The sequence below is a fragment of the Enterobacter sp. BIDMC 30 genome (genome assembly GCF_000534355.1).
Lineage (GTDB): Bacteria > Pseudomonadota > Gammaproteobacteria > Enterobacterales > Enterobacteriaceae > Enterobacter > Enterobacter ludwigii.
The window spans coordinates 142,568-167,603 of record NZ_KI973169.1 but is presented as its reverse complement, the minus strand read 5'-3'; the positions used below and the strand labels follow the sequence as shown (position 1 = coordinate 167,603).

The window sequence follows — 25,036 nt, the reverse complement described above, 5'->3', positions numbered from 1 at the left end:
CCCACATCGTTACGCGCGGCATCGGGCTATTCTCCTCTTCACACTATGAGGAGAATACCCATGAACATCACCCAGATTCGTAATGCCACTCAGCTGATTACCTACGCCGGGAAATGCTTTTTAATCGACCCAATGCTGGCCCCGAAGGGCGCTTATCCGGGCTTCCCCGGCACGGCGCATGCGGAAATCCGCAACCCGATGGTCGAGCTTCCCGTTGACGTCAACACGTTGCTGGAGGCGGATGCCGTGATCGTCACCCATACCCATGACGATCACTGGGATCGCGCCGCAGTCGAACTGATCGGCAAAGATAAACCTGTCTTTGTGCAGAACGACAGCGACGCCGCGCTGCTGCGCAGCCAGGGATTTACCCACCTGACGGTAATGACCGAGGAGACGGCGTTTGGCGATATCCGGATCGCGAAAACCCGCGGCGGTCAGCACGGTACCGATCGTGCTTACGCCGTGCCGGAGCTGGCGGAACGGCTGGGTGAAGCCTGTGGCGTGGTTTTACGTCATCCTGATGAGAAGACGCTCTACATTGTCGGGGATACCATCTGGCGTGATGAAGTGGCAGCCGATCTGCAAAAGCATCAGCCGGATGTGGTGGTGCTTAACGCGGGCTATGCTCACGTCATCGGGTTTGGGCCGATTATCATGGGCCAGGAAGATGTGCTCAACGTCCACTTCCTGCTGCCGCAGGCGAAAATTGTGGCGACCCATATGGAGGCCATCAACCACTGTCTGTTGACCCGCCATGCGCTGCGTGAGTACGTTGACGCGAACCTGATTGGAGATGCGGTGAGCATTCCCGAGGATGGTGAAACCGCTATATTCTGAGCATCATCAGGGGAAAGGAGAGATACATGGCGCTAATCAACGTCGCGATTGTTGCGGTAGACGGGTTCAGCCCGTTCCACTACTCCGTTCCCTGCATTTTGTTCGGTGATACGGTATCCGGCGAAAAGCGCTTTAGTGTGTTGATCTGCGCCGAAAAACCGGGATTATTGACATCCACAGACGGGTTTGCGCTTAACGCGACTCACGATTTCTCCGCCATCGGCCAGGCAGATATCGTCGTGGTGCCTTACTGGCAGCATGTCCAGCAACGCCCGCCCCAGACGCTTCTCGACAGCCTGGTCCAGGCCAGAGACAACGGGGCGGAGATCGTCGGGCTTTGTCTGGGGTCGTTTGTGCTGGGTTATGCGGGCATTCTCGACGGTAAACGCGCGGCCACGCACTGGGAGTTTGAACATCAGTTTCAGACGCTTTTCCCGGACGTAAAGCTGGATATCAATGCGCTATACGTCGATGACGACAATATCATCACCTCTGCGGGTACCGCTGCCGCGCTTGACTGCTGCCTGTACATCATCCGCCAGCGCTTTGGCAGCGTGGTCGCTAACCAGATTGCCCGCCGTATGATCGTGCCGCCACACCGCGAGGGGGGGCAGGCACAGTTTATTGCCCAGCCGGTACCGAAAGATACCCGTGACGGACGAATCAACTCCCTGATTGACTATCTCCAGCAGCACATTGCCGAACCGCATAATCTGGACTCGCTGGCAGAGGTGGTATCGATGAGCCGCCGCACGCTTACCCGCCATTTTGTAAAAGCCACCGGGATGAGCGTGGCCGACTGGCTGACCACCGAGCGCCTGCGGCGCAGCCAGATATTGTTAGAAGCCGGGAATATGCCCATTGAAAGCGTGGCAGAGCTGGTAGGGTTTAACTCTGCGGTGACCTGGCGCCAGCAATTTAAGGCGCGTTTTGGCGTGAGTCCGGCAGAGTGGCGTAAGACTTTTCGGCTTCGTCATTAATTTATTACGGCTAACTCAAGAGTTAAGAGGCAAATAAAGGCCTTTATATTTTATCTTAACGGAAGGTATCACGCAGGCGGTGGCAGCGCATGCTTTCGCACCGGGCTTACCCCAGCCTCTCCACCCTCGTCTCCCCCTCCACCATCGACAGCTGATACAGCGAAAACGACCGCTGCTTCTCAATCAACTTCGCCAGCTCCGGCGAGTGGCTGGTGAGCCAGATCTGCGAGTAGCGGCTGGCCTCGGCGATTAAGCTCGCCAGCGCGGGCAGCATCTGCGGGTGCAGGCTGTTTTCCGGTTCGTTCAACGCGATAAAGGCCGGTGGGCGTGGGCTTAACAGCGCTACCGCCAGGCACAGGAAGCGCAGCGTCCCGTCGGAGAACTCCGCCGGTTCCAGCGGCCTGCTCAGCCCCTCGCGCTGCATCATCATGCGAAAGCGGCCGCCGGTGTTGTCGCTGTAAAATTCGCAGCCGGGGAAGGCCTGATCAAGAATGCGCATCAGCAACATTTCATCGCCAATCTCGACAATGGTCTGAAATGCTGCCGCCAGGTTGGCGCCGTCGCTGGCCAGTATCGGGGAGCGGAAACCGACCTGCGGGGCACGCATCGCCGAGCCGGACGAGACGGAAAATTCATGATAAAAGCGCCAGTTACGCAGGGACTCGCGCATCTGCGACACTTCCGGGTAGAGATGCGGTTCGCCGAGCTGCCCGAACACCGATTCGTTTTCATACAGCGTGCCGCTGTGAGTCACTTTTTCGTGGTGCACGTTGTTGAGAAATACCGCCTGATTCCTGCGCTTCATCAGCTGTGATGAAGGGCGACGGCGCTGACCGGTAAGCCAGATGGACTCTTCTTTAATGACCGGATCGAGCTGAAACTGGGAGGGATAGGGCAGTTGCTCGACAAAGCCCACCTGCAGCTCGTACTCGTAAGTGTCCGTTTCCACCGCAAGATTCATCCGCCGGAGCTGGTCGCTACGGGTCTTACCTGCCCAGAACACCTTCAGAATACCGCCTTCATTTGCCAGCGCCTGGGAGAACTGCCCCTGCGCCGCGCTGTGCATCAGGTGTATCGCCTTGTAGATATTCGATTTCCCGGTACCGTTGGGGCCGAAGACGATATTGAGCGCTTCCAGCTCCAGCGACATGTCGCGAATCGAGCGGTAGTTTTGGATGTGCAGGCTTTTGATCACAGGCAGGCTCCTTTTTTGCACTGTAGGCCTGTATATAATTACAGTCTTGAAGGTTAAATGCAAAAAAAGAGACGACAGTGAGGGTGTCGTCTAAACGGGGTACTGCTTTGGGCCTCTGAGGGTCAATGGGGCCTTCGCATTTTTATGATCACTTGACTGCCAGACGCAGACCCAAATCATCAGGATAGGGATCAAAGTAGTTTTGCGTCATCAGATACCGGTCAGGGTATTCGGCCAGGTAGTGCTTCAGCAGCGTGATCGGCGCGAGGATGGGCAACTGCCCGTTACGGTAGTGCAGGATCACGTCGCGAAGTTCGCCGCGCTGGCGGCTGTTGAGCTGGTTACGGAAATACCCCTGAATATGCATCAACACGTTGGTGTGATTTTTCCGCGAGGCAGGTTTTTTCAGGATGGTCATCAGCTTTTCGCGGTACGCCACAAAGAAGGCGTCCAGATCTTCCCACTCGTGCAGCGTGGCAACGAACGGGCCGATTTCACGATAACCCGCCTGATGGTGCGCCAGCAGCTGAAGTTTGTAGCGGCTGTGGAAGTCCAATAGCGCACGGCGCGTCAGACCCTGGGCGCGCAGTGTGTTCAGTTCATGAAGCGCGAAAACACGCTCAACAAAGTTTTCCCGCAGCACCGGATCGTGCAGGCGGCCATCTTCTTCCACGGGTAACCACGGCAGGGTTTCAAGGAGGGTGGCAGTGAACAGCCCGACACCCTCCTTGCGGCCCCGGTTGCCGTTTTCATCATACAGCCGCACGCGTTCCATGCCGCAGCTGGGGGATTTTGCACAGACGATAAAGCCCGCCAGATCGCCGATTTTAGGCAGATAATCTGCCGTAAAGTCAGCCATCTTTTGCGTGACGTCTTCGTGCGGGGCGTGGCTAAAACGCATCTGGGTTTCACCGCTGTCCGTCACGATAAGACGCAGTGCAGGGCGTGGCGTCGGCAAGCCGATGGCCATCTCAGGGCAGACGGGCCTGAAATTCACCCACTGGGCCAGTTCGTCCATGACAAAGCCCATACGCTTATGTCCGCCGTCGAAGCGAACGGCGGAACCGGTCAAACATCCGCTAATACCGATTACAGGTTTCATTGTCATGGTGTGTGTCTCCAGTTCGTATATCTAAAACTTACACAACATGAGTAATTTGTCCAAGTATTGGCGGAGTTATTTTTTATTATCCTTTAAAATCAATGTTTCTTAACTGCCCTTGTAGGTCGAGTAGCCATACTGGCTCAGCAGAAGCGGGATGTGAAGTTTCTCGTTGGTTCGGGTCACGGTAAATAGCACTGGGATCTCCGGGAAGAAGGTGTCCAGCTTTTTGCCGTGGAAGTAATCAGCGGTTTTAAAGGTCACTTTATACACGCCTGGCTGCATGTCCTGATCCTGCGGATAGAGTGATTTGATACGTCCGTCGTGGTCGGTTTTGCCGCTGGCAATCTGGGTCCATGTGTTCTGCTGCTGCTTCTCCAGCGTGACGGTAACGTCAGATGGCGGCATCCCGGTTTGCTGGTCGAGAATATGTACGCTCAGGGTGCCGGCAGGGGCGCTAAACGCGGCAGGAGTAAAGGCCATGGCGGCCAGCATCAGCAGAGGGGTTGTTTTTTTCATTGTGTTTTCCTGTGGAGTTGTCAGTCACAGGAAAACGTTAGCATTTGCGGGACGGAAAAATATTCAACTTTTCGTGAAGTTTACCGCAGGAGAAAATAATCAGAGGATAATCACTTCAAGGGATACCTGCTGCTGCCACTGCGCCACCTGCTTTTTCCGTGTGGCGGTCAGTTTACCGCTGGTCACCAGAAGCCATTTGCGCTCGGGGAAAATCTCAGGCGCCAGTGACGTGGAGGGTGTAGGCAAAATATCGATACGGTGCCCTTGTCCGGTACGCGTCAGGGCCTCGAGCCAGATTTCACACGGGTCATTCAGGTACCAGCCACTAAGCAGGATGTTATCACCCGGCGCTTTTTTGTCGCCCTCAAGGCAGAACGAGGCATAGGCGATGATAATACCGTCGAGGATCTCGCGCAGGGTCATGGCGGCAGGGATGTTGGCTGACATCTGGCTGCGCAACGGACGCAGCACATTTGCAACCAGCTCTGGCCTGGGGTATTCGCGGCCGGCGTCGTAAATCATCTGGCGCAGGGACTCAATTTTCCCGTCCTGCAGGCGTTGCAGCATGGTCTCAAGCAACGTTTGCCAGTTGTTGGTCCGGCGCGGGACGGGGCGTTCCAGTAGCGGTTTGACCTGGCCAATGGGTACGCCTTTTTTCACCCAGTCGAGGATTTTCAGTGCCTGCTGGACGTCCTCATCACTGTACTGGCGATGGCCGCCCTCCGTGCGCTGTGGCTTGAGTAAACCATAGCGACGCTGCCATGCCCGCAGCGTCGTGGCGGTGATCCCGCTGAGTCTGGCGAATTCGCCGATGGAGTAAGCCATGTCCGTGTCCAGAGTGGAGGAATACTCTCAATATACTACGAATTTTCCCTCACGGGATGAAGCGCCGTAACGGTGCACTACACTTTACTTCCAACCGTGCAAATGAAAGGAATTCTCATGAAACTATGGCCTGTTGTGACGGGTGTCGCCATTGCCCTGACTCTGGTGGCCTGCAAATCCCCTACGCCACCGAAAGGCGTAAAGCCCATTTCAAATTTTGAAGCCAGCCGCTATCTCGGCAAGTGGTATGAAGTCGCCCGCCTGGAAAACCGCTTCGAACGCGGGCTGGAGCAGGTGACCGCCACCTACGGCGAGCGCAGCGACGGTGGCATCAGCGTGCTTAACCGGGGTTTCGACCCGGTCAAAAACAAGTGGAATGAGAGTGAAGGCAAAGCGTACTTTACCGGCGAACCGACGACGGCAGCGCTGAAGGTGTCGTTCTTCGGCCCCTTCTACGGCGGCTATAACGTGATCAAGCTGGACGATAAGTACCAGTATGCGCTGGTGAGCGGGCCGAACCGCGACTATCTGTGGATCCTGTCTCGTACGCCGACGATTCCGGATGCCGTGAAGCAGGACTACCTGAATACCGCACGCAGTCTGGGCTTCAAGGTTGATCAGCTGGTGTGGGTTAAGCAGTGAAGATCGTGCTTTCTTCGTAGGGTTTTACTGGCTCGCCTGGATAGACTTCCGTTAAAAGCTCAACGGGAGACGACGACATGAACTGGCAGCCTTTTCGCGGCGACGCACCGGAAAATATGACCATTTTCAGTGCGTCATTTCCGGATATTAGCGACCAGTGGCCGATGAAGGACGACACTGCCCGTGAGATCAATTCGATTAACCGGGCGTTGAAAGCCGACCCGGCGCTTCGTCCTCCGTTGATTGAATACGAAGAGGGGGGACAGGCCGTGCTTGTCCCACAGAACCGTTATTCCGGGCAAGCCTACCGCAATCGTCCGGCGCTCACCGCGTGGCGTACCCGGCTGGTTCCCTCTGCGCTGGCGCTTTTTGTGGTGCAAAACCCGCTGGAGGAGCGCCTGCCAGACGGAACCCGAATGGACAGCGACAGCCGCCAGTGGTTTATCCATGCGAACGATGCCATTGGTGTGCGCTCCCGTGCAAAAGTACTGGCTGCGATGGTGGATAAATACATCCGCAACGGGAACGATAACAATTGGGTGAGCCTGGCGAGCGGGGCTGCAATTCCCGTGCTGGAGGCGCTGCGCGAGGCGAAGCTCGACGGCCAGCAGGTGTATCTGACGCTGGTGGATAAAGACCCTGTGGCGCTCAGTTGGGCCGAAACCATGGCGGCGCAGGAAGGCATTATCGTGGGTGAACAGCTGACCCTGCTCAGGCGCAACTTGCTCCATACGCTGGTGCGTAACGAAGATTTACTGCATGAGCTGGGCGAGCATCAGGCCGAACTGGTGGATGCGCTGGGGATTTTCGACTATTTCAACGATGCCGATGCGGTGATTTTTCTCCAGCGTGCGCTGCGGCTGATAAAGCCCGGCGGGGCGGTGATTGTCTCGAATATGCTGGCCAGCAGCTCACAAATCGATTTTATTTTGCGCTGTATCGGCTGGGAGGATATTTACCCGCGGACGCTCCGGCAGCTGCAGGATATTCATATCGCGGCAGGCGTGCCGGTGGAAAATGTCACCGTGGTGGTCCCGAAAGACGGGGTGTATGCGGTGATGGAGATTAAGGTGGGGGATGACAAACCGCACGGTCAGTTCCCTCTCCCTGAGTGAGAGAGCTAGGGTGAGGGGGGACAGGGCGCTACAATATTTACTGTTCCTCAGTTGTTCGGTTTACCCGAACAACTACCACGAAGGATTAGCTGGTTTCTTTATTCTCAATGTCTGTTGGGGATTCTTGCTTTTCATGCTCTATCTGCTGACCAGTCTCCTGAACCAACTTCCGGGCCATTTCCTTGATACGCTCTCGACTTTCACAGGTTCGAGAGTTTATTACTTCATTTAAGGTCTTCATTTTATTGCCTCCATGCTTCTGGATACTTGATTTAATCTCTGCACCCTATAATGATCCCCCTCATGAAAATCGAAACCGCACACCCCTCACACTTCGAACGCCTGGTCGCGATCTGGGAATCCTCCGTCCGCGCCACCCATCACTTTTTACAGGAAAGCGATATTGCGGCCCTGCGTCCGTTATTGCTCAATGCCTATCTGCCCAATCTCAAGGTTATGATTGCCCGCGATGAAGCGGGTGTTATTCATGGCTTTTTAGGCGTCGATGAAAACCGCATTGAAATGCTGTTTGTTGATGCGGCGAGCCGGGGGAAGGGCGTGGGTAAATTACTGCTGAATTATGCCATTGCGCATTTTGGTGCGAATGAAGTGGATGTAAACGAGCAAAACCCGCAGGGCGTTGCGTTTTATCAGCATATGGGATTTGTGCAGGTGGGGCGCTCAGAACGGGACGGACAAGGGAATGCGTTTCCGTTGCTGCATATGCGGTTGGGTGAGTGAATGCTAACTTAACGCAGATATCCTACTCGTTAGATATGAAATGCGACCCAACTTACCCAAAATCCGGAAAAACCCCTTCATTGCAGATCTGCATTAAAATAAAGTTAAAGGCGCAATTTGAAGCCGCAACGAAAGATGAGAAGTTGAGTTTGGCATATTGGCTAAAAACTTAGCCAGGAAAGCATTTTGCCGTTCAGGAATTGTACCTCACGATTAAAGTTTGGCTATTATGATATCCGAAATATAACCGAACAAATCAATATCAACCTAATTAATTAGTTGAAACACATGGATAAAGTTAAGGCCTGAATATTTGTGGGTGAGAAAACTAAAAAGGATGACTTAAAAATTACTGAAAAGCAGAAGAGTCACATAAAAAATTTTAGTGAATAGATTTAATTATTATTTGGGTTTAATGGTGGAACAAATATGAGAATAATCTCTTCAAAGAATTTTGGCGGAAGATCACAGGAGTCGAACCTGCCCGGGAACGCTGGCGTCCCCAACTGGATTTGAAGTCCAGCCACCTCACCGGAGATGACGATCTTCCGCGCCTGCATTGCTACATGGAGGCGGGGCGCATTATAGCTACTTTCAGGCATTTACCACATACCCCGGCACACTTTTTTCACCTCTCTTTTGACCTTAACACCCCTGTTTCAGTTAATTCCTAAGAAAATCCTCAGGTTAGCATTTCGTGCTCGTCAATATTTACCGCGATCACAAAAAACAAGAAACGTAACCAGCTAACCAGAAAACGCAATACCCGCTCCTGAAACAATGGTTTAAAAATCTGTAACCGGTCTCAGCGCCCCCTACAGCGTGAAGGATAAAAAAATGAGCGACGTATTGTCAGTAAAAGAGAAGATTGGCTACGGCATGGGTGACGCCGCCAGCCACATCATCTTCGATAACGTTATGTTATACATGATGTTTTTCTATACCGATATCTTCGGCATTCCTGCCGGGTTTGTCGGCACGATGTTCCTGCTGGCACGTGCGCTGGATGCGATTTCGGACCCGTGCATGGGCCTGATCGCCGACCGTACCCGCAGCCGCTGGGGTAAATTCCGGCCGTGGATACTGTTCGGTGCTATCCCGTTCGGCATTGTCTGCGTGCTGGCCTACACCACGCCGGACCTCAGCCTCAACGGCAAAATGATCTATGCCGCCATTACCTACACGCTGCTGACGCTGCTCTATACCGTGGTTAACATCCCTTATTGCGCCCTGGGCGGTGTGATCACCAACGACCCGACGCAGCGTATCTCCCTGCAGTCCTGGCGCTTTGTGCTGGCGACCGCGGGCGGCATGCTCTCGACGGTACTGATGATGCCGCTGGTTAACCTGATTGGTGGCGATGACAAAGCGTTCGGTTTCCAGGGCGGGATCGCCGTGCTGTCGGTGGTCGCGTTCCTGATGCTGGCGTTCTGCTTCTTCACCACCAAAGAGCGCATCCAGGTGCCGCCGAGCACCACCTCCATGCGCGAAGACCTGCGAGATATCTGGCACAACGACCAGTGGCGTATTGTTGGTGTACTGACCATTCTCAATATCCTCGCCGTCTGCGTGCGTGGCGGCGCGATGATGTACTACTGCACCTGGATCATGGGCTCACCGGAAATCTTTGTCGCGTTCCTCACCACCTACTGTGTCGGCAACCTGATTGGCTCTGCGCTGGCGAAACCGCTCACCGACTGGAAATGCAAGGTCAGCATCTTCTGGTGGACCAACGCCGCCCTGGCGGTGGTCAGCGTGGCGATGTTCTTCGTTCCCATGCATGCCACGGTGGTGATGTTCACCTTCATCTTTGTGATTGGGGTGTTGCATCAGCTGGTGACGCCGATCCAGTGGGTCATGATGTCCGATACCGTCGACTACGGCGAATGGACCAACGGCAAGCGTCTTACCGGCATCAGCTTCGCGGGCACGCTGTTTGTGCTGAAACTCGGCCTGGCGCTGGGCGGGGCAATGATCGGCTGGATGCTGGCAGGGGGGGGTTATGACGCCGCAGCTAAAACCCAGAACAGCGCGACCATCAGTATCATTATCGGCCTGTTCACCCTGGCCCCGGCAGTCTGTTACGTGCTGAGCGCCATCATCGCCAAACGCTACTACACCCTGAAAACGCCCTTCCTGACCAAAATCATGAGCGAGCTGGCACACGGCGCGCGCCGCAATCAGCAGGAGTTTGACAACCTGCCGGTCAGTAAAGAATTACAGAACTAAGAGGACGAGAGTATGAAAATCAGTGATGGAAACTGGCTCATTCAACCGGGCCTGAACGTCACCTGCCCGGTTCAGGTGTTCGATGTAGAGCAGCAGGGCAATGACCTTGTGGTGTACGTGGCGCCGCGTGATGTACGAGAACGTACCTGGCAGCTTGATACCCTGATGTTCACCGTCCGTCTTTTCTCCCCGCAGGAAGGGATTGTCGGCGTGCGTATCGAGCACTTCCAGGGCGCGCTGAACAACGGTCCGCACTATCCTCTGAATGTCATCAAAGAGGTGAACGTTGAGATTGAAAACAATGCCGAATTTGCTGAGCTGAAAAGCGGTCACCTCAGCGTGCGCGTCACCAAAGGCGAGTGCTGGGCGCTGGACTTCCTGCGCAACGGCCAGCGCATTACCGGCAGTCAGCTGAAAAACAACGGTTACGTGCAGGATACCCGTACCGATCGTCATTATGTTTTTGAGCGTCTGGATCTGGGCGTAGGTGAAACGGTCTACGGCCTCGGCGAGCGCTTTACCGCCCTGGTGCGCAACGGCCAGACGGTCGAAACGTGGAACCGCGACGGCGGCACCAGTACCGAGCAGTCATACAAAAATATCCCGTTCTATCTGACCAACCGCGGCTACGGGGTGCTGGTGAACCACCCGGAAAACGTGTCGTTTGAAATTGGCTCCGAGAAGGTCTCCAAAGTGCAGTTCAGCGTGGAAGGTGAATATCTCGAGTACTTTGTGATCGACGGCCCGACGCCAAAAGAGGTGCTCAACCGTTATACGCGATTCACCGGACGCCCGGCGCTGCCGCCCGCGTGGTCATTCGGCCTGTGGCTCACGACTTCGTTTACCACTAACTACGATGAAGCCACGGTGAACAGCTTTATTGATGGCATGGCGGAGCGCGACCTGCCGCTGCATGTCTTCCACTTCGACTGCTTCTGGATGAAGGCCTTCCAGTGGTGTGATTTTGAGTGGGACCCGGTGACCTTCCCGGATCCGGAAGGGATGATCCGCCGCCTGAAGGAGAAAGGGCTGAAGGTTTGCGTGTGGATTAACCCGTACATCGGCCAGAAGTCGCCGGTATTTCGCGAACTGAAAGAGAAGGGCTACCTGCTCAAGCGTCCGGACGGTTCCCTGTGGCAGTGGGACAAATGGCAGCCCGGCCTGGCGATTTATGACTTCACTAACCCGGACGCGTGTCGGTGGTATGCCGACAAGCTGAAAGGCCTGGTGGATATTGGCGTCGACTGCTTTAAGACCGACTTTGGCGAGCGCATCCCGACGGACGTCCAGTGGTTTGACGGTTCCGATCCGCAGAAGATGCACAACCACTACGCATACCTTTATAACGAACTGGTGTGGAACGTACTGAAAGAAACGGTGGGCGCGGATGAGGCGGTGCTGTTTGCCCGCTCGGCGTCGGTAGGTGCGCAACAGTTCCCGGTGCACTGGGGTGGCGACTGTTACGCCAACTACGAGTCGATGGCGGAAAGCCTGCGCGGCGGGCTGTCGATTGGTCTGTCCGGCTTTGGCTTCTGGAGCCATGACATCGGTGGATTTGAGAATACCGCGCCGGCACACGTCTACAAACGCTGGTGCGCGTTTGGGCTGTTATCCAGCCACAGCCGCCTGCATGGCAGCAAATCTTACCGCGTACCGTGGGCGTACGATGATGAGTCCTGTGATGTGGTGCGTCACTTCACTCAGCTGAAATGTCAGATGATGCCGTATCTCTATCGCCAGGCTGCCCTGGCTCGCGAGTATGGCACACCGATGCTGCGGGCGATGATGCTGGAGTTCCCGGACGATCCGGCATGCGATTACCTCGACCGTCAGTACATGCTGGGGGAGTCGGTGATGGTAGCCCCGGTGTTTTCTGAGGCCGGTGACGTGCAGTTTTATCTGCCGGAAGGGCGCTGGACCCATCTCTGGCATAACGATGAAATCAAGGGCAGCCGCTGGCATAAACAGCAGCATGATTTCCGCAGCCTGCCGGTCTATGTGCGCGATAACACCCTGCTGGCGTTGGGCAACAATCAACAGAAACCGGACTACGCCTGGAACGAGGGAACAGCTTTCCAGCTGTTTAACCTGGGCGATGGCGCGATGGCGGTGAGCGAAGTGCCTGCGGCGGACGGTTCTGTGGCATTTACGCTGAAAGCCACACGCAGTGGCGACACCGTGACCATTACCGGTACAGGTGACGCGCGAAACTGGTCGGTCTGCTTGCGCAACGTGCAGAAACTGAGTGGCGTAAAAGGCGGCTCAGAGGCCGGGAGCGAGTGGGGCGTGGTGGTGAAAGCGGAGGGTAATGAGGTGGTGGTACACCTTTAATTTTCCTCACCCTAACCCTCTCCCCAACGGGGGGAGGGAAGGGTTTGCTTCTTCTTCCTTTCAGGGAGAGGGCTGGGGCGAGGATAGTGTCGACACCTCTCCCCCCGTCATCGTCTGTTGCACCTGCTGTTTATCCATATTTACCGCATTCAGTTTCCCGTTAACCGTCGGCTTCAGCGGTGCGTTGGCCTGCACGCTGCCGCTGGCGGTTAGCTGGATATTGCCATCACCGCCAATGGGCAGCGCCGGCCAGCCCCACGCCTGCAGCACGTTGAGCGGCACGCCGCGTCCGTTCAGGCTGATTGTCGTCTGCCGTGGCGGAAGCTGTGATACCGTCGCCGTGGCTTCCAGAATGCCTTTTTCGGTGAAAGCGCTCAGGTCGGTAATGTTTACCGTTGAGGCGTTAGCGTTCAGCGCCAGCGACGGACGACGCACGTCCACGCGGTTAAAGGTCGCCGCCGCGCCGTTCAGCGTTGCGCTGCCACCCCATACGCCCCACTGGCGATCTTTCGCCAGCTGCAGGTTCGCACCATAGCCATCAAGAGAGGTGATTTGCCACGGGAAGGCCGGGTCGATATCAATAACCAGGTTACGGCTCAGGCCGAATTTTTTCAGCGTCAGGCTGTTCAGCCATTCCGGTAACGGCTCCATCCACAGCGTTTTCCAGTTCTGCGGCAGGGTGTATTCCAGCCCGGCGATGGCGACATCGTCCAGCACCAGCGCGTTACCCTCACGCAGCCAGTTGCCGGAAGCGCGTACCATGCCGCCCTCCCAGCGGGAGGTAAACTGGCGCAGCGCCACGCCTTGCGGGGAGAACTCCGCATTCATGATCGGGTCGAACAGATGCAGAGAGCCATAAATAAACTCGCTGGCGTTCATGGACAAACGCCCCTCCTGACTTTGCCAGTCGCCTTTGCTGAGTGTCAGGTTGCGCAGGCTTAAATCGAGATCGGTCACCGCCCAGTCCGGCCCCTGCAGGCGTGCGTCAGTCACTTCCAGACGGCCAATCTGCAGCGAAATGGTGGTCAGAGGCGCGAAGAAATCCACCAGTGACTTATCGCTTTGCAGGCGGATCTCATTCAGACGCATAGTGTCGATAATCCAGCTGCCGTCAGCGTTGCGCAGGGCGGACCCGGTGAGCGAACCGCGCGCCATATCGGCACCAATGGTGTTCAGCACCACCTCTTTGCCGTTGAGCTGCCCCTGGATCAGCACGTTGGTGGCCGGTACGCCGTTCAGGGTAAGCGAGCCTGCGCTTACCTGGATCTGTGCGTTTTTACCCAACACATTGCCTGCTTCTGGCTGCCACGGGCTGACGCCGCCCGTCACTTTCTGTGCGCTGAGATCCCATTCCGTATTGGGGCTGTTAAAGGCCATGTTATTCAACTGCAAACGGTCCGCCTGGAACGGGAGCGGTGCCGTCTGAGGAGAAAGATTAAGCGTGCCATCGAACAGGGTAATGGTGTCCATGTGCAGCGGATCGGTGACCTGTCGGCTACTCAGACCAATATCGACTTTCCTGGCCACCAGCGTGGCGGGTTTACCGTCGCGGCCAAACGTGACGTTTTCCAGAATGATGTGGGAAGGTGACGAAAAGCGGTGATCCATCAGGTCGAAATTGAGTTCGTAATCGGTATTCACCGTTATCCAGTTGCTGGCCTGAGATGCTCCCCAGCGGGTCTGGAGCAGAATATAGAGCGCCAGCACCACAATGAGCAGGGCCACCAGAAGATAGACGAGTACCTTTCCAATAAATTTCATGGTCTTCCATCCCGCGAAACGCACATAAGGGAGTTATGCACGATTTATGCGCAATGCTCAAGGCGGGAATGGTGTAAAGAGATGTCACGGCAGGCGTTGACAGCCTGCCGTGAGGGCGATCAATTTTTCTCAGGCGGGAAAACGAGGTTCAGAACAATCGCGGTGATACCGCCTGCCGCAATGCCGGAAGAGAGCAGGTTTTTCACCCAGTCCGGGGCAAACTGCAGGATCAGCGGTTGCTGTGAAACACCCAGACCCACGGCCAGCGACAGGGCAATGATCATGATGGCGCGGCGGTTCAGCGGTTCGCGAGAGACGATACGTACACCGGAAGCCGCGATGGTCCCGAACATCACCAGCGTTGCGCCGCCCAGCACCGGTTCAGGTATATGCTGCACAAAACCGCTTACCGCCGGGAACAGGCCGAGGACGATCAGCATCAGTGCCACCACAAAACCGACGTAGCGGCTGGCAACGCCAGTCAGCTGGATCACGCCGTTGTTCTGGCCGAAGCAGGAGTTCGGGAAGGTGTTGAAGACCGCAGAGACAAACGAGTTCAGGCCGTTCGCCAGCACGCCGCCTTTCAGGCGTTTCATATACAGCGGGCCGGAGACCGGCTGCTCGGAGACATCAGACGTGGCGGTGATATCGCCAATCGTCTCCAGCGAGGTGATCATAAAGACCAGCATCAGCGGCAGCAGCAGACCCCAGTCAATGCCCAGGCCGTAGTACAGCGGCGTTGGAATGGTGATCAGCGCACTGTTGGTCTGCGGGGTGTTCTCCGGCAGCATACCCAGCGCCCAGGCCAGCAGATAACCGGCCGCCATGGCGATCACCAGCGATGCCACACGCAGATACGGGTTACGCTGACGGTTAAGCAGAATAATGATTGCCAGTACCACGCCGGCCAGCAGCAGGTTTTTCGGTGCACCAAAAGTGTGGTCGCTCATTGCCGCATAACCGCCACCGATGGAGGTCAGGCCAACCTGAATCAGCGACAGGCCAATGATCATCACCACCACGCCGGATACCAGCGGCGTGATCACGCGACGCGCCAGGTGCAGTACCCGGGAGATCACCATCTCGGTGCAGCTGGCCAGCATCAGCGTGCCAAACAGCGCCGCCATCATGGTCGGAACATCCGCGCCGCCGGTTTTGAGGGCTGTACCGCCCATGATCAGCGGTGCGACAAAGTTAAAACTGGTGCCCTGGATCGACAACAATCCAGACCCCACCGGGCCCCACGCTTTAATTTGAATAATGGACGCCACGCCGGAGGCAAAGAGGGACATACTGATGATGTGCTGTGTATCCTGAGCCGGTAAACCAAGCGCCTGGCAGATCAGCAGCGCCGGGGTGATCACCGCAACGAACATAGCCAGCAGGTGTTGGCAGGCGGCAAAGAGCGTCTGAGGAAGAGGCGGACGGTCTTCAAGGCGGTAAATCAGTTCGCTATTTTGCTTCTGCGCAATCGGTTGCGCATCGGGAGACTCAAGGGTGTTAACGGACATCGGCGGCAATCCCACGGTGGAAAAGCGGGCATTTTATCTGACCACCTGGTAAAAGCAAACGATTGCCAACAAAAAAAGACAAGAAAATCTGCCGCTGTGAGCAGGTTTTCTACAACCCATGGGGAAAAAAAATTACACTTTTTGCGCCGGCGGCTCATGACGAGCGCAAGCCGGCCCAGGATAACGCCGCGTGTGTATGGAACACGCGCATAACAGGAGCCTTTTATGATTCATCTCGATACGTTGTCGACCCTTGTTGCCGCAACGCTGGTCTTACTGCTTGGCCGTAAGCTCGTACACAGCGTTTCCCTTCTGAAGAAATACACCATTCCTGAACCTGTTGCCGGCGGACTGCTGGTGGCGCTGGCCCTGCTGGTGCTGAAGAAAAGCATGGGCTGGGAAATTGATTTTGATATGTCCCTGAAAGATCCGCTGATGCTGGCCTTCTTTGCCACCATTGGCCTGAATGCCAACCTGGCGAGCCTGCGGACGGGTGGCAAAGTGCTTGGCGTATTTCTGATCGTGGTGGTAGGGCTGCTAGTGATGCAAAACGCCATTGGTATCGGGATGGCCACGCTGCTGGGGCTGGATCCGCTGATGGGGCTGCTGGCCGGATCAATCACCCTCTCTGGTGGCCACGGTACCGGGGCGGCGTGGAGCAAGCTGTTTACTGAGCGCTACGGCTTTGAAAATGCCACCGAAGTGGCGATGGCCTGCGCCACCTTCGGTCTGGTGCTGGGCGGCCTGATCGGCGGGCCGGTGGCGCGGTATCTGGTGAAGCACTCTGGTACGCCAGACGGAAGACCGGACGATGAGCTGGTGCCCACTGCCTTTGAAAAACCCGACGTCGGACGCACCATCACTTCGCTGGTGTTGATTGAAACTATCGCGATGATTGCCATCTGCCTGACGGTGGGCAAAGTGGTTGCGCAATGGCTGGCAGGTTCAGCGTTCGAGCTCCCGACGTTTGTGTGCGTGCTGTTTGTTGGGGTGCTGCTGAGTAACGGTCTGGCGCTGATGGGCTTCTACCGCGTATTTGAACGTGCCGTATCGGTGCTTGGCAACGTCTGCCTGTCGCTGTTCCTGGCGATGGCCCTGATGAGCCTCAAGCTCTGGGAGCTGGCCTCACTGGCGCTGCCGATGGTGGCTATTCTGGCCGTTCAGGCGCTGTTTATGGCGTTCTACGCCATGTTTGTGACCTGGCGCATGATGGGCAAAAACTACGATGCAGCAGTGCTGGCGGCCGGGCATTGTGGGTTTGGTCTGGGGGCAACGCCGACGGCTATCGCCAACATGCAGGCGATCACAGAACGTTTTGGGCCTTCGCATATGGCGTTTCTGGTGGTCCCGATGGTCGGGGCGTTCTTCATTGATATCGTCAACGCGCTGGTGATCAAGCTTTACCTGATGCTGCCGATGTTTGCCTGAGATCAGGCGTTGGAATAGCGTTCGGTTTCCGGCATCCAGCGCTCAATTAACGCTGCCGCCTGTTCGGGGTAGCGCTCATGAATATGGCGTGCGAGGCGCTGAACTTCGGGGATCATGGCCTGATCGCGCAGTAAATCCGCCACTTTGAATTCGGCGTTACCCGTCTGACGCGTGCCCAGCAGTTCGCCTGGGCCGCGGATCTCCAGGTCTTTTTGTGCAATCACAAAACCGTCGTTACTGTCGCGCAGCACCTGCAAACGCATCTGTGCGGTTTTCGAGAGCGGTGCTTTGTAGAGCAGCACGCAGTGAGAGGCGACAGCACCGCGGCCAACGCGGCCGCGCAGCTGATGGAGTTGCGCAAGGCCAAGACGCTCCGGGTTTTCGATGATCATCAGGCTGGAATTGGGCACGTCTACGCCGACTTCAATCACCGTTGTGGCAACCAGCAAATGCAGTTCACCCTGTTTGAACGACTGCATCACCGCCTGTTTCTCAGTAGGCTTCATCCGCCCGTGAACCAGACCCACGTTCAGCTCGGGCAGCGCCAGCTTCAGCTCTTCCCACGTCGCTTCCGCAGCCTGCGCTTCAAGCAGTTCAGACTCTTCAATTAACGTGCAGACCCAGTAGGCCTGACGGCCTTCGTGAGTGCAGGCGTTGCGCACGCGGTCGATGATATCGCTGCGGCGCGTGTCCGGAATGGCGACCGTGGTGACCGGTGTACGGCCCGGCGGCAGTTCGTCGATGGTCGATGTATCGAGATCGGCGTAGGCGGTCATTGCCAGGGTGCGCGGGATAGGTGTGGCAGTCATGATCAGCTGATGCGGGTGGAAGCCCTGCTGCAGCCCTTTCTCCCACAGCGCCAGACGCTGGTGTACACCGAAGCGGTGTTGTTCGTCGATAATCACCAGGGCAAGACCATTAAACTGTACCTGCTCCTGGAAAATCGCGTGCGTGCCGACAATCATCTGTACCTGACCGCTGGCAATGGCGTCCTGTTGTGCCTGACGCGCTTTACCTTTTTGCTTCCCGGCAAGCCAGCCCACTTCAATCCCAAGCGGGGCAAACCACGCGCGGAAGTTATTAGCGTGCTGTTCAGCCAGCAGTTCGGTGGGGGCCATTAGCGCCACCTGCCTGCCGTGGGCAATTGCGCGCAGGGCAGCCAGGGCTGCAACCAGCGTTTTACCGGAACCCACATCCCCCTGAACCAGGCGCATCATGGGCACATCAAGCGCCATATCGCGTTCAATCTCGGCCGTGACGCGTGCCTGTGCACCGGTGGGTTTAAACGGCAGTGAGGCCAGCAGCTTATCTTTGAGTTCATCTCGCGGGCTTAAGGGCTGGGCATGAAAACGCTGCGCGCCCGCCCGTACCGCCAGCATGCTCAGGTTATGAGCCAGTAATTCCTCAAGGATAAGACGCCGTTGAGCGGGGTGTTTGCCGCTTTCCAGGTCGCTAAGCTGCAGGGTTGGCGGCGGGCGGTGCAGGGTGCGCAGCGCCTCGGGCAGACTCATCATGCCCTGAGCCAGCTCAGGCGGCAGTAGCTCGGTAATGGCGCAGGTATCCAGCAGTTCCAGTGCCTGGTCGGTGAGTTTACGCAGCGTTGCCTGCTTGATGCCTTCGGTCGTCGGATAAACCGGGGTCAGGGTCTCCTGCAGCTCCGGCGTGCTTAGATCTCCCTGAACGCGATACTCCGGGTGGATCATCTCTGCGCCGTATTTCCCGCGTTTGGCTTCACCATAGGCCAGCACCCTGCGACCGGTCGCAAGGCTGTTTTTCATGGCCGCATTGAAGTTGAAAAAGCGCATGGTGAGAATGCCGGTGCCGTCGCTGATCTGACAGGTCATCATCCGGCGTCCGCCAAAGGTGATATTGCAGTTTAGTACTTCGCCTTCAACGGTGGCGTAAATGGCAGGCAGCAGATCGCCAATCTTATAGAGTTGGGTGCGGTCTTCATAACGCAGGGGGAGATGGAGCAGGAGATCCTGCACGGTATGCAGGCCAATTTTTGCCAGTTTACTGCTTTGCGCCGCACCTACGCCCGTCAGGCTATTGAGCGGTATGGCATCCAGCAGACGGCCTTTCATCGGTTATCCTGCGTACTGCATGGTGGCCCACCACTCGGCATCGGCTTCAATTTCGCCCTGCGCGTTGACGTGGGGGTAAGGCAGTTTTTTCTGTTTCGCGACGCGAGCCAGCACCGGGTAACCACCTTCGAACAGCAGGCGCTGCTGCTCCTCTTCCGGCAGCATGCTGTTGCTGCGCTTGTACATGCCCGCGTTCTGACGCTGGCGCTGCGCTTCATAGAGAATGAGCGCAGAGGCCACGGAGACATTGAGAGACTGCACCATGCCGATCATGGGGATGATGATATCCTGATCCGCCAGATCCAGCGCTTCCTGGGTGATCCCGGTTTTCTCCTGACCCATCAAAATACAGGTCGGGCGGGTGTAGTCGATCTCACGAAAATCGACGGCTTTTGCGGACAGGTTAGTGGCCAGGACCTGCATACCGCGACCTTTCAGGTGCGATACGGCTTCGCCAATAGTCTGGTGGGTTTTGACGGACACCCAGCTGTTGCTGCCGGCGGCAGTTGAAGCCATGGTTCGCATGCGGGCACCCGGCCAGACGGCGTGCACTTCATGCACGCCTACGGCGTCTGCGGTACGGACAATTGCAGAGACGTTATGAGGTTTGTGGACCTGCTCCATGCAGACCGTCAGGTCAGGCTGACGCCTGGCGAGCATTTCGCAGATACGCTCGTAACGTTTTGAATTCATAAGTCTAGTTTCGGTTACGGGTGACTTTAATCACGTCCGGCATCACGCGGATCTTGCGCATAATGTTCGCCAGATGCACGCGGTCACGGGCGGTCAGACGAATAAAGGCGCTGTAGACGCGGCCATCTTTCTCTTCCGTGTTCAGGCTCTGAATGTTGGAAGAGGCCGTATTGATTGCTGCCGTCAGGTTCGCCAGGGCACCCTGGTGGTTGAACATATCCACCTTAATTTCGGTGATAAATTCCTGTGCCGTCTCTTTATCCCACTCGACTGCCATGAACTTCTCCGCCTCTTTTTGATAGCCGCGGATGTTACGACAGGATTCGTGGTGGATAACCAGCCCTTTACCCGGACTGACGTGCGCAATAATCGGGTCACCCGGGATAGGACGGCAACATTTCGCGAAGGTGATAAGTACGCCGTCCGCGCCTTTGATCGGCAGATGACCGTGGCTTTGCGTCGTCGTCGGGATCGCCGTGGTATCACCCTGCTGCAGGTTCTTCGCCACGACCACGCTCATGGCGTTGCCGAGGCCGATTTCTGCCAGCAGGTCATCAAGCGAGGCGAGTTTCATGCGCTCCAGCTCACGCTGAATGTTCTCTTTCGGGATCTCAGCCAGCTTACGGCTACCACCCAACGCATGGTTGAGCAGACGACGCCCCAGGCTGACAGAATCATCGCGCTTGAGGTTTTTCAGCAACTGGCGGATTTTGGCGCGTGCTTTGGAACTCACGACAAAGTTCAGCCAGGCCGCGTTCGGGCGTGCGCCCGGTGCGGTAATAATTTCCACCGTCTGGCCGCTGGAAAGCGGCTGAGAGAGCGGATAAGGCTGCCTGTCGACGCGCGCGCCCACGCAGGCGTGGCCGATATCGGTATGCACGGCGTAAGCAAAGTCGACCGGCGTAGCGCCTGCAGGTAGTTCGACAATGCGGCCTTCTGGGGTGAAAACGTAAATCTCATCCGGGAAGAGATCGGATTTAACGCTCTCGATAAATTCAAACGAGCTACCCGCACTCTGCTGCAGTTCCAGCAGGCTTTGCATCCAGCGCTGGGCGCGGATTTGTGCGGTCGTACTGCTTTCGCCACCGTGCTCTTTATAAGCCCAGTGTGCAGCCACACCCATCTCCGCCATCTGGTCCATGTCTTCGGTGCGGATCTGCACTTCAACAGGCACGCCGTGTGGACCGATCATCGAGGTGTGCAAAGATTGATAGCCGTTCGCTTTTGGAATGGCGATGTAATCTTTCATGCGCCCTGGACGCGGTTTGTACAGGCTGTGCATCTGGCCCAGCACGCGGTAGCAGGTATCAGAGTCGTGGACGATCACGCGGAACGCGTAGATGTCCATGATCGAATGAAAACGCTGCTCTTTGAGCACCATTTTGCAGTAGATGGAGTACAGATGTTTTTCGCGACCGCTGACGCGGCACGGAATTCCCGCTTCCTGTAAACGTCCTTCAATTTCAGAGAGGATCTTTTGAATCATCTCTTTACGGTTGCCGCGTGCGGCTTTCACCACCTCTTTAATCACGCGATAGCGGTTCGGGTATAACGCTTCAAAACCCAGCTCTTCCAGCTCGGTTTTAATGTGGTGGATACCTAAACGGTGCGCCAGCGGACTGTAAATTTCGAGGGTTTCACGGGCAATGCGGCGACGTTTGTCCGGGCGAAGTGAGCCCAGCGTGCGCATATTGTGGGTACGGTCAGCAAGTTTGATAAGAATGACGCGGATATCCTGCACCATCGCCATAATCATCTTGCGAAAGTTTTCGGCTTGCGCCTCTTTCTTGTCGCGGAATTTCAGCTTATCAAGCTTAGAGACCCCTTCCACCAGCTCGGCAACGCTTTTGCCAAACAGCTGTTCCATATCCTGGTAGGTGGCAGGGGTATCTTCGATCACATCATGCAGCAGGGCGGCCATCAGCGTTTCGTAGTCGAGTTTCATCTCGGCCAGAATACAGGCCACCGCTACCGGGTGCGTGATATAGGGTTCACCGCTTGAACGTGCCTGGCCCTCGTGAGCGTCACGTGCAACGAGATACGCCTGCTGAAGACGCTTAATCTGGTCTTCAGGCAGGTAAGTTTGAATCAGTTGATTCAGGCTTTCAAACAGATACAAGGGCGACCCGCAGGTTTAATTAACGACGACCTTCAGCAATGGCGGTTACGGCCTGCAGTTCTGCGGCTTCCTGCTCTTGCTGCTCCTGGCGCTCACGTACGTCGAGGATCTGATTGTTGATCAGACCTTCTTCGATTTCGCGAAGTGCAATAACGGTAGTTTTATCGTTTTCTTCCGGTACCAGCGGATCTTTACCGCCTACCTGCATCTGACGAGCGCGACGCGCGGCGACCAGCACCAGGTCAAAACGGTTACCAATTTTCTCTACAGCGTCCTGAACAGTTACGCGTGCCATACTTAAAATGCTCCACAGGTGAAGAAATGACTGGGCATGATACTGAAAGTGGGTTCAGTCTGCCAACAGTTTGGTGATTAATGCGTCATGTCGCTGCTTCTGGCGGCTCATACGCAAGCGTTCTGCGCGAAGAATGGTTTTGAGATCGCTCAGCGCGGCATCAAAATCATCATTCACAATAAGGTAATCATATTCCGCGTAATGGCTCATTTCTGCAACTGCCTGCTCCATACGCCGGGCGATCACTTCCTCGCTGTCCTGACCGCGGCCACGCAGTCGGCGATCCAGCTCATCTTTCGATGGCGGTAAAATAAAGATACTGCGTGAATCAGGCATTTTCTTGCGAATCTGCTGTGCGCCCTGCCAGTCGATATCCAGGAACACATTTACGCCCGTGGCCAGAACCTGCTCAATGGTTTCACGCGAAGTGCCGTAGTAGTTACCGAAAACTTCTGCGTGTTCAAGAAACGCGTCTCTGCCAATCATCGCTCTGAATTCATCGTGATCAACAAAGAAATAGTGTTCACCGTGCACTTCACCCGGACGCGGTTTACGCGTGGTGTGAGAAACAGAAACCTGTGTGTCGTACAACGGTTGGGTTTTTAACAGTGCCTGAATAAGGCTGGATTTACCCGCGCCACTAGGGGCAGAAACAATATAAAGCGTGCCTTGAGCCATGAGAGTCTTTTGTATGTGTTAACGAAGAAGTCCTACATACGGGCTTATTATACACGTCGCCGCTGTGTGACGTAGCCTTTGTCACACTTTTTCCCCTGCATTATTGAATTTTGCGCGCCGTTTTCAGGTTTTACAGCTGTTTTGCAGCAATAAAAATAAACCTCTGACAACGCCTCGCAGAGCGAAAGATTGCCATTAGCACGGTTTTCCGCGTCGGGTTATACCTCCACCAACGCAAAGGAGGGGTGGCGATGTGGCGATGGATGAGCGGATTAATGCTGTTGTGGTGCGGCTATGGTGCCGCGGTGTGTCCCGTGTGGTCTCAGGCAAAAGCAGAGAAAGAGATTGCGACATTGAGTGCGCAAGTCAAACGCTGGGATGATGCCTACTGGAAGCAGGGCATGAGCGAGGTGAATGACGACGTCTATGACCAGCTCAATGGCCGTTTAAAGCAGTGGCAGCGCTGCTTCGGCGATATACCTTCTGAGGAGGCCTTACCGGTTCTAACGGGGAGCGTAAGACATCCTGTTGCCCATACGGGAGTGCATAAAGCGGGTAGTAAAGAAGAGCTACGCCAGTGGATGCGTGGTCGTGACACTCTCTGGATGCAGCCAAAAGTCGACGGGGTAGCCGTGACGCTGGTGTATCGCGACGGAAAGTTAACCCAGGCTATCAGTCGTGGTGATGGGCTTAAAGGTGAAGACTGGACTGCACAAGTGTATTTAATTCCCGCAGTGCCCAAAAAAGTGACCGGAGCGCTGGCCAACAGCGTCTTACAGGGAGAGCTTTTTTGGTTACGCGACAACCATCTTCAGCGACAGATGGGGGGAATGAACGCACGGGCAAAAGTGGCGGGCGCGATGATGCGGCAAAAGGACAGTCCACTTCTGAGCCAGACAGGGATATTTATCTGGGCCTGGCCGGATGGGCCGAAAGTGATGTCGAGTGCGCTGTCTGAGTTATCTAAAGCCGGCTTTTCCCTGACGGCACGTTATACCCTGCCTGTACAGACTGTTGATGCAGTCGAGAAACAGCGCTCGACGTGGCACAACACGGCATTACCCTTTGCCACGGACGGCATTGTGGTGCGTTCCGCGGATGCTCCTCCCGGCGAAAACTGGTTGCCCGGAGAAGGCAGCTGGGTCGTCGCATGGAAATACCCTCCGGTCGCACAGATTGCCGAAGTAAGAGATATTCATTTTGCCGTGGGGCGCACGGGAAAAATCTCAGTCGTGGCGGCGCTGGTCCCTGTCCTGCTGGATGATAAGCAGGTACAACGGGTCAGTCTTGGGTCCGTTGAGCGCTGGCAAAGGCTGGATATTGCGACGGGTGATCAGATACAGGTCAGTCTGGCCGGGCAGGGTATCCCGCGGTTCGATAAGGTGGTCTGGCGGGGGGAAGAGAGACAAAAGCCCACACCTCCGGCCTCGCATTATCATGCGCAGAGCTGTTTTTACGCCTCGCCGGCGTGTATGGAGCAGTTCTTTGCCCGCCTGACGTGGCTTGGTTCAAAGCACGTGCTGAATATTGAAGGAGTCGGTGAGTCAGGCTGGCGGGCGCTGCATCAGGCGCATCATTTTGAACATATCTTCTCATGGCTGACATTAACGCAGGCGCAGCTGCAGTCTACCCCGGGGTTTTCCGCAGCACGCGGGCTGGCGCTCTGGCATCGCTTTAATCTGGTACGTGAGCGACCCTTTATTCGTTGGATCATGGCATTGGGTGTTCCGCTGACGCAGGCCTCGCTAAACGCTATGGGAGACCTGACGTGGCAGAAAATGCGTGAGCGTAACGCAGCAGACTGGCAGGCGCTTCCCGGCACAGGAAAGGAGAAAGCCCGGCAGCTTGTTGCGTTTATTCATGATCCTGGCATTGCCGGCCTGGTTGCCTGGCTCGGCAAACAGGGAGTGCAAGGATTCTGACATGAGCTTGCTGTCGCTTATCGCGG

The 25,036-nt window shown here is 56.1% G+C and carries 21 protein-coding genes and 1 tRNA gene; 9 read left to right on the top strand and 13 right to left on the bottom strand.

Going from position 1 to position 25,036, the window contains the following annotated elements:
• Positions 1-60 precede the first annotated feature (60 nt).
• Positions 61-840 (top strand): MBL fold metallo-hydrolase, encoded by a 780-nt coding sequence (locus L466_RS21400; RefSeq protein WP_032680019.1) that lies wholly within the window; start codon positions 61-63, stop codon positions 838-840.
• Positions 841-866: 26 nt separating this feature from the next.
• Positions 867-1,820, top strand: a complete 954-nt coding sequence (locus tag L466_RS21405; RefSeq protein ID WP_032680018.1) for a GlxA family transcriptional regulator — start codon at positions 867-869, stop codon at positions 1,818-1,820.
• 106 nt (positions 1,821-1,926) lie between these two features.
• Here L466_RS21405 and L466_RS21410 read toward each other — a convergent pair whose 3' ends face one another.
• The 4 genes from L466_RS21410 to L466_RS21425 all read right to left on the bottom strand — a co-directional run bounded on the left by L466_RS21410 (position 1,927) and on the right by L466_RS21425 (position 5,461).
• Entirely contained in the window at positions 1,927-3,015 is a 1,089-nt protein-coding gene (locus tag L466_RS21410) for an AAA family ATPase (RefSeq protein WP_032680017.1), read from the bottom strand.
• A 148-nt stretch (positions 3,016-3,163) separates the two neighbouring features.
• The gene (locus tag L466_RS21415) at positions 3,164-4,123 is read right to left on the bottom strand and encodes a YbgA family protein (RefSeq protein ID WP_020882705.1); all 960 of its coding nucleotides are present in this window, start codon (positions 4,121-4,123) and stop codon (positions 3,164-3,166) included.
• 102 nt (positions 4,124-4,225) lie between these two features.
• Positions 4,226-4,636, bottom strand: coding sequence for a hydroxyisourate hydrolase (uraH, locus tag L466_RS21420; protein ID WP_014168029.1), 411 nt, complete (start codon positions 4,634-4,636; stop codon positions 4,226-4,228).
• A gap of 99 nt (positions 4,637-4,735) precedes the next feature.
• Complete coding sequence (locus L466_RS21425; protein ID WP_032680016.1) at positions 4,736-5,461, bottom strand: MerR family transcriptional regulator; 726 nt, start codon at positions 5,459-5,461, stop codon at positions 4,736-4,738.
• A 117-nt stretch (positions 5,462-5,578) separates the two neighbouring features.
• Between L466_RS21425 and L466_RS21430 the strand changes: the two genes are divergently transcribed.
• Together L466_RS21430 and L466_RS21435 are read left to right on the top strand one after the other, a co-directional pair.
• Entirely contained in the window at positions 5,579-6,103 is a 525-nt protein-coding gene (locus L466_RS21430) for a lipocalin family protein (protein ID WP_020882704.1), read from the top strand.
• Positions 6,104-6,180: 77 nt separating this feature from the next.
• The gene (locus L466_RS21435; RefSeq protein WP_032680015.1) at positions 6,181-7,218 is read left to right on the top strand and encodes a class I SAM-dependent methyltransferase; all 1,038 of its coding nucleotides are present in this window, start codon (positions 6,181-6,183) and stop codon (positions 7,216-7,218) included.
• Between the two features lie 85 nt (positions 7,219-7,303).
• On the opposite strand, the gene L466_RS23530 is transcribed toward L466_RS21435, so the two are convergent.
• On the bottom strand, positions 7,304-7,459 hold the full coding sequence (locus L466_RS23530) for a hypothetical protein (protein ID WP_153852750.1): 156 nt from the start codon (positions 7,457-7,459) through the stop codon (positions 7,304-7,306).
• Between the two features lie 62 nt (positions 7,460-7,521).
• Between L466_RS23530 and L466_RS21440 the strand changes: the two genes are divergently transcribed.
• Entirely contained in the window at positions 7,522-7,959 is a 438-nt protein-coding gene (locus L466_RS21440) for an acetyltransferase (protein WP_032680014.1), read from the top strand.
• Between the two features lie 455 nt (positions 7,960-8,414).
• On the opposite strand, the gene L466_RS21445 is transcribed toward L466_RS21440, so the two are convergent.
• Positions 8,415-8,509: transfer RNA gene (locus tag L466_RS21445), tRNA-Sec, on the bottom strand.
• Positions 8,510-8,796: 287 nt separating this feature from the next.
• Between L466_RS21445 and L466_RS21450 the strand changes: the two genes are divergently transcribed.
• Both L466_RS21450 and yicI read left to right on the top strand, forming a co-directional pair.
• Positions 8,797-10,188, top strand: a complete 1,392-nt coding sequence (locus tag L466_RS21450; protein ID WP_020882700.1) for a glycoside-pentoside-hexuronide family transporter — start codon at positions 8,797-8,799, stop codon at positions 10,186-10,188.
• A 12-nt stretch (positions 10,189-10,200) separates the two neighbouring features.
• Positions 10,201-12,519 (top strand): alpha-xylosidase, encoded by a 2,319-nt coding sequence (gene yicI / locus L466_RS21455; RefSeq protein ID WP_032680013.1) that lies wholly within the window; start codon positions 10,201-10,203, stop codon positions 12,517-12,519.
• 60 nt (positions 12,520-12,579) lie between these two features.
• Here yicI and L466_RS21460 read toward each other — a convergent pair whose 3' ends face one another.
• Together L466_RS21460 and xanP are read right to left on the bottom strand one after the other, a co-directional pair.
• Positions 12,580-14,280 carry an AsmA family protein gene (locus tag L466_RS21460; RefSeq protein WP_032680012.1) on the bottom strand — a complete coding sequence of 567 codons (1,701 nt, stop codon included), beginning with the start codon at positions 14,278-14,280 and terminating at the stop codon, positions 12,580-12,582.
• Positions 14,281-14,399: 119 nt separating this feature from the next.
• Positions 14,400-15,791, bottom strand: coding sequence for a xanthine/proton symporter XanP (xanP, locus tag L466_RS21465; protein WP_032679316.1), 1,392 nt, complete (start codon positions 15,789-15,791; stop codon positions 14,400-14,402).
• A 225-nt stretch (positions 15,792-16,016) separates the two neighbouring features.
• Here xanP and gltS point away from each other — a divergent pair, with 225 nt between their 5' ends.
• Complete coding sequence (gltS, locus tag L466_RS21470) at positions 16,017-17,219, top strand: sodium/glutamate symporter (RefSeq protein WP_014168040.1); 1,203 nt, start codon at positions 16,017-16,019, stop codon at positions 17,217-17,219.
• Between the two features lie 2 nt (positions 17,220-17,221).
• On the opposite strand, the gene recG is transcribed toward gltS, so the two are convergent.
• The 5 genes from recG to gmk are packed head-to-tail and all read right to left on the bottom strand — an operon-like array spanning position 17,222 to position 23,088.
• Entirely contained in the window at positions 17,222-19,303 is a 2,082-nt protein-coding gene (gene recG / locus L466_RS21475) for an ATP-dependent DNA helicase RecG (protein WP_020882696.1), read from the bottom strand.
• A gap of 3 nt (positions 19,304-19,306) precedes the next feature.
• The gene (gene trmH, locus L466_RS21480) at positions 19,307-19,996 is read right to left on the bottom strand and encodes a tRNA (guanosine(18)-2'-O)-methyltransferase TrmH (RefSeq protein ID WP_014168042.1); all 690 of its coding nucleotides are present in this window, start codon (positions 19,994-19,996) and stop codon (positions 19,307-19,309) included.
• Positions 19,997-20,000: 4 nt separating this feature from the next.
• Positions 20,001-22,115, bottom strand: a complete 2,115-nt coding sequence (gene spoT, locus L466_RS21485; protein WP_014168043.1) for a bifunctional GTP diphosphokinase/guanosine-3',5'-bis pyrophosphate 3'-pyrophosphohydrolase — start codon at positions 22,113-22,115, stop codon at positions 20,001-20,003.
• Between the two features lie 19 nt (positions 22,116-22,134).
• On the bottom strand, positions 22,135-22,410 hold the full coding sequence (rpoZ, locus tag L466_RS21490; protein WP_000135058.1) for a DNA-directed RNA polymerase subunit omega: 276 nt from the start codon (positions 22,408-22,410) through the stop codon (positions 22,135-22,137).
• A gap of 54 nt (positions 22,411-22,464) precedes the next feature.
• Positions 22,465-23,088, bottom strand: a complete 624-nt coding sequence (gene gmk, locus L466_RS21495; RefSeq protein WP_014168044.1) for a guanylate kinase — start codon at positions 23,086-23,088, stop codon at positions 22,465-22,467.
• 251 nt (positions 23,089-23,339) lie between these two features.
• Here gmk and ligB point away from each other — a divergent pair, with 251 nt between their 5' ends.
• Positions 23,340-25,010 (top strand): NAD-dependent DNA ligase LigB, encoded by a 1,671-nt coding sequence (ligB, locus tag L466_RS21500; protein ID WP_032680011.1) that lies wholly within the window; start codon positions 23,340-23,342, stop codon positions 25,008-25,010.
• Positions 25,011-25,036 lie beyond the last annotated feature (26 nt).

Coding starts and splice junctions, on each gene's coding strand:
- L466_RS21405 (WP_032680018.1), top strand. CDS start 867: ATGGCGCTAATCAACGTCGCGATTGTTGCGGTAGACGGGTTCAGCCCG.
- yicI (WP_032680013.1), top strand. CDS start 10,201: ATGAAAATCAGTGATGGAAACTGGCTCATTCAACCGGGCCTGAACGTC.
- trmH (WP_014168042.1), bottom strand. CDS start 19,996: ATGAATTCAAAACGTTACGAGCGTATCTGCGAAATGCTCGCCAGGCGT.
- L466_RS21415 (WP_020882705.1), bottom strand. CDS start 4,123: ATGACAATGAAACCTGTAATCGGTATTAGCGGATGTTTGACCGGTTCC.
- ligB (WP_032680011.1), top strand. CDS start 23,340: ATGTGGCGATGGATGAGCGGATTAATGCTGTTGTGGTGCGGCTATGGT.
- uraH (WP_014168029.1), bottom strand. CDS start 4,636: ATGAAAAAAACAACCCCTCTGCTGATGCTGGCCGCCATGGCCTTTACT.
- L466_RS23530 (WP_153852750.1), bottom strand. CDS start 7,459: ATGAAGACCTTAAATGAAGTAATAAACTCTCGAACCTGTGAAAGTCGA.
- rpoZ (WP_000135058.1), bottom strand. CDS start 22,410: ATGGCACGCGTAACTGTTCAGGACGCTGTAGAGAAAATTGGTAACCGT.
- L466_RS21400 (WP_032680019.1), top strand. CDS start 61: ATGAACATCACCCAGATTCGTAATGCCACTCAGCTGATTACCTACGCC.
- L466_RS21430 (WP_020882704.1), top strand. CDS start 5,579: ATGAAACTATGGCCTGTTGTGACGGGTGTCGCCATTGCCCTGACTCTG.
- L466_RS21425 (WP_032680016.1), bottom strand. CDS start 5,461: ATGGCTTACTCCATCGGCGAATTCGCCAGACTCAGCGGGATCACCGCC.
- gmk (WP_014168044.1), bottom strand. CDS start 23,088: ATGGCTCAAGGCACGCTTTATATTGTTTCTGCCCCTAGTGGCGCGGGT.
- L466_RS21440 (WP_032680014.1), top strand. CDS start 7,522: ATGAAAATCGAAACCGCACACCCCTCACACTTCGAACGCCTGGTCGCG.
- gltS (WP_014168040.1), top strand. CDS start 16,017: ATGATTCATCTCGATACGTTGTCGACCCTTGTTGCCGCAACGCTGGTC.
- L466_RS21435 (WP_032680015.1), top strand. CDS start 6,181: ATGAACTGGCAGCCTTTTCGCGGCGACGCACCGGAAAATATGACCATT.
- L466_RS21450 (WP_020882700.1), top strand. CDS start 8,797: ATGAGCGACGTATTGTCAGTAAAAGAGAAGATTGGCTACGGCATGGGT.
- xanP (WP_032679316.1), bottom strand. CDS start 15,791: ATGTCCGTTAACACCCTTGAGTCTCCCGATGCGCAACCGATTGCGCAG.
- recG (WP_020882696.1), bottom strand. CDS start 19,303: ATGAAAGGCCGTCTGCTGGATGCCATACCGCTCAATAGCCTGACGGGC.
- L466_RS21460 (WP_032680012.1), bottom strand. CDS start 14,280: ATGAAATTTATTGGAAAGGTACTCGTCTATCTTCTGGTGGCCCTGCTC.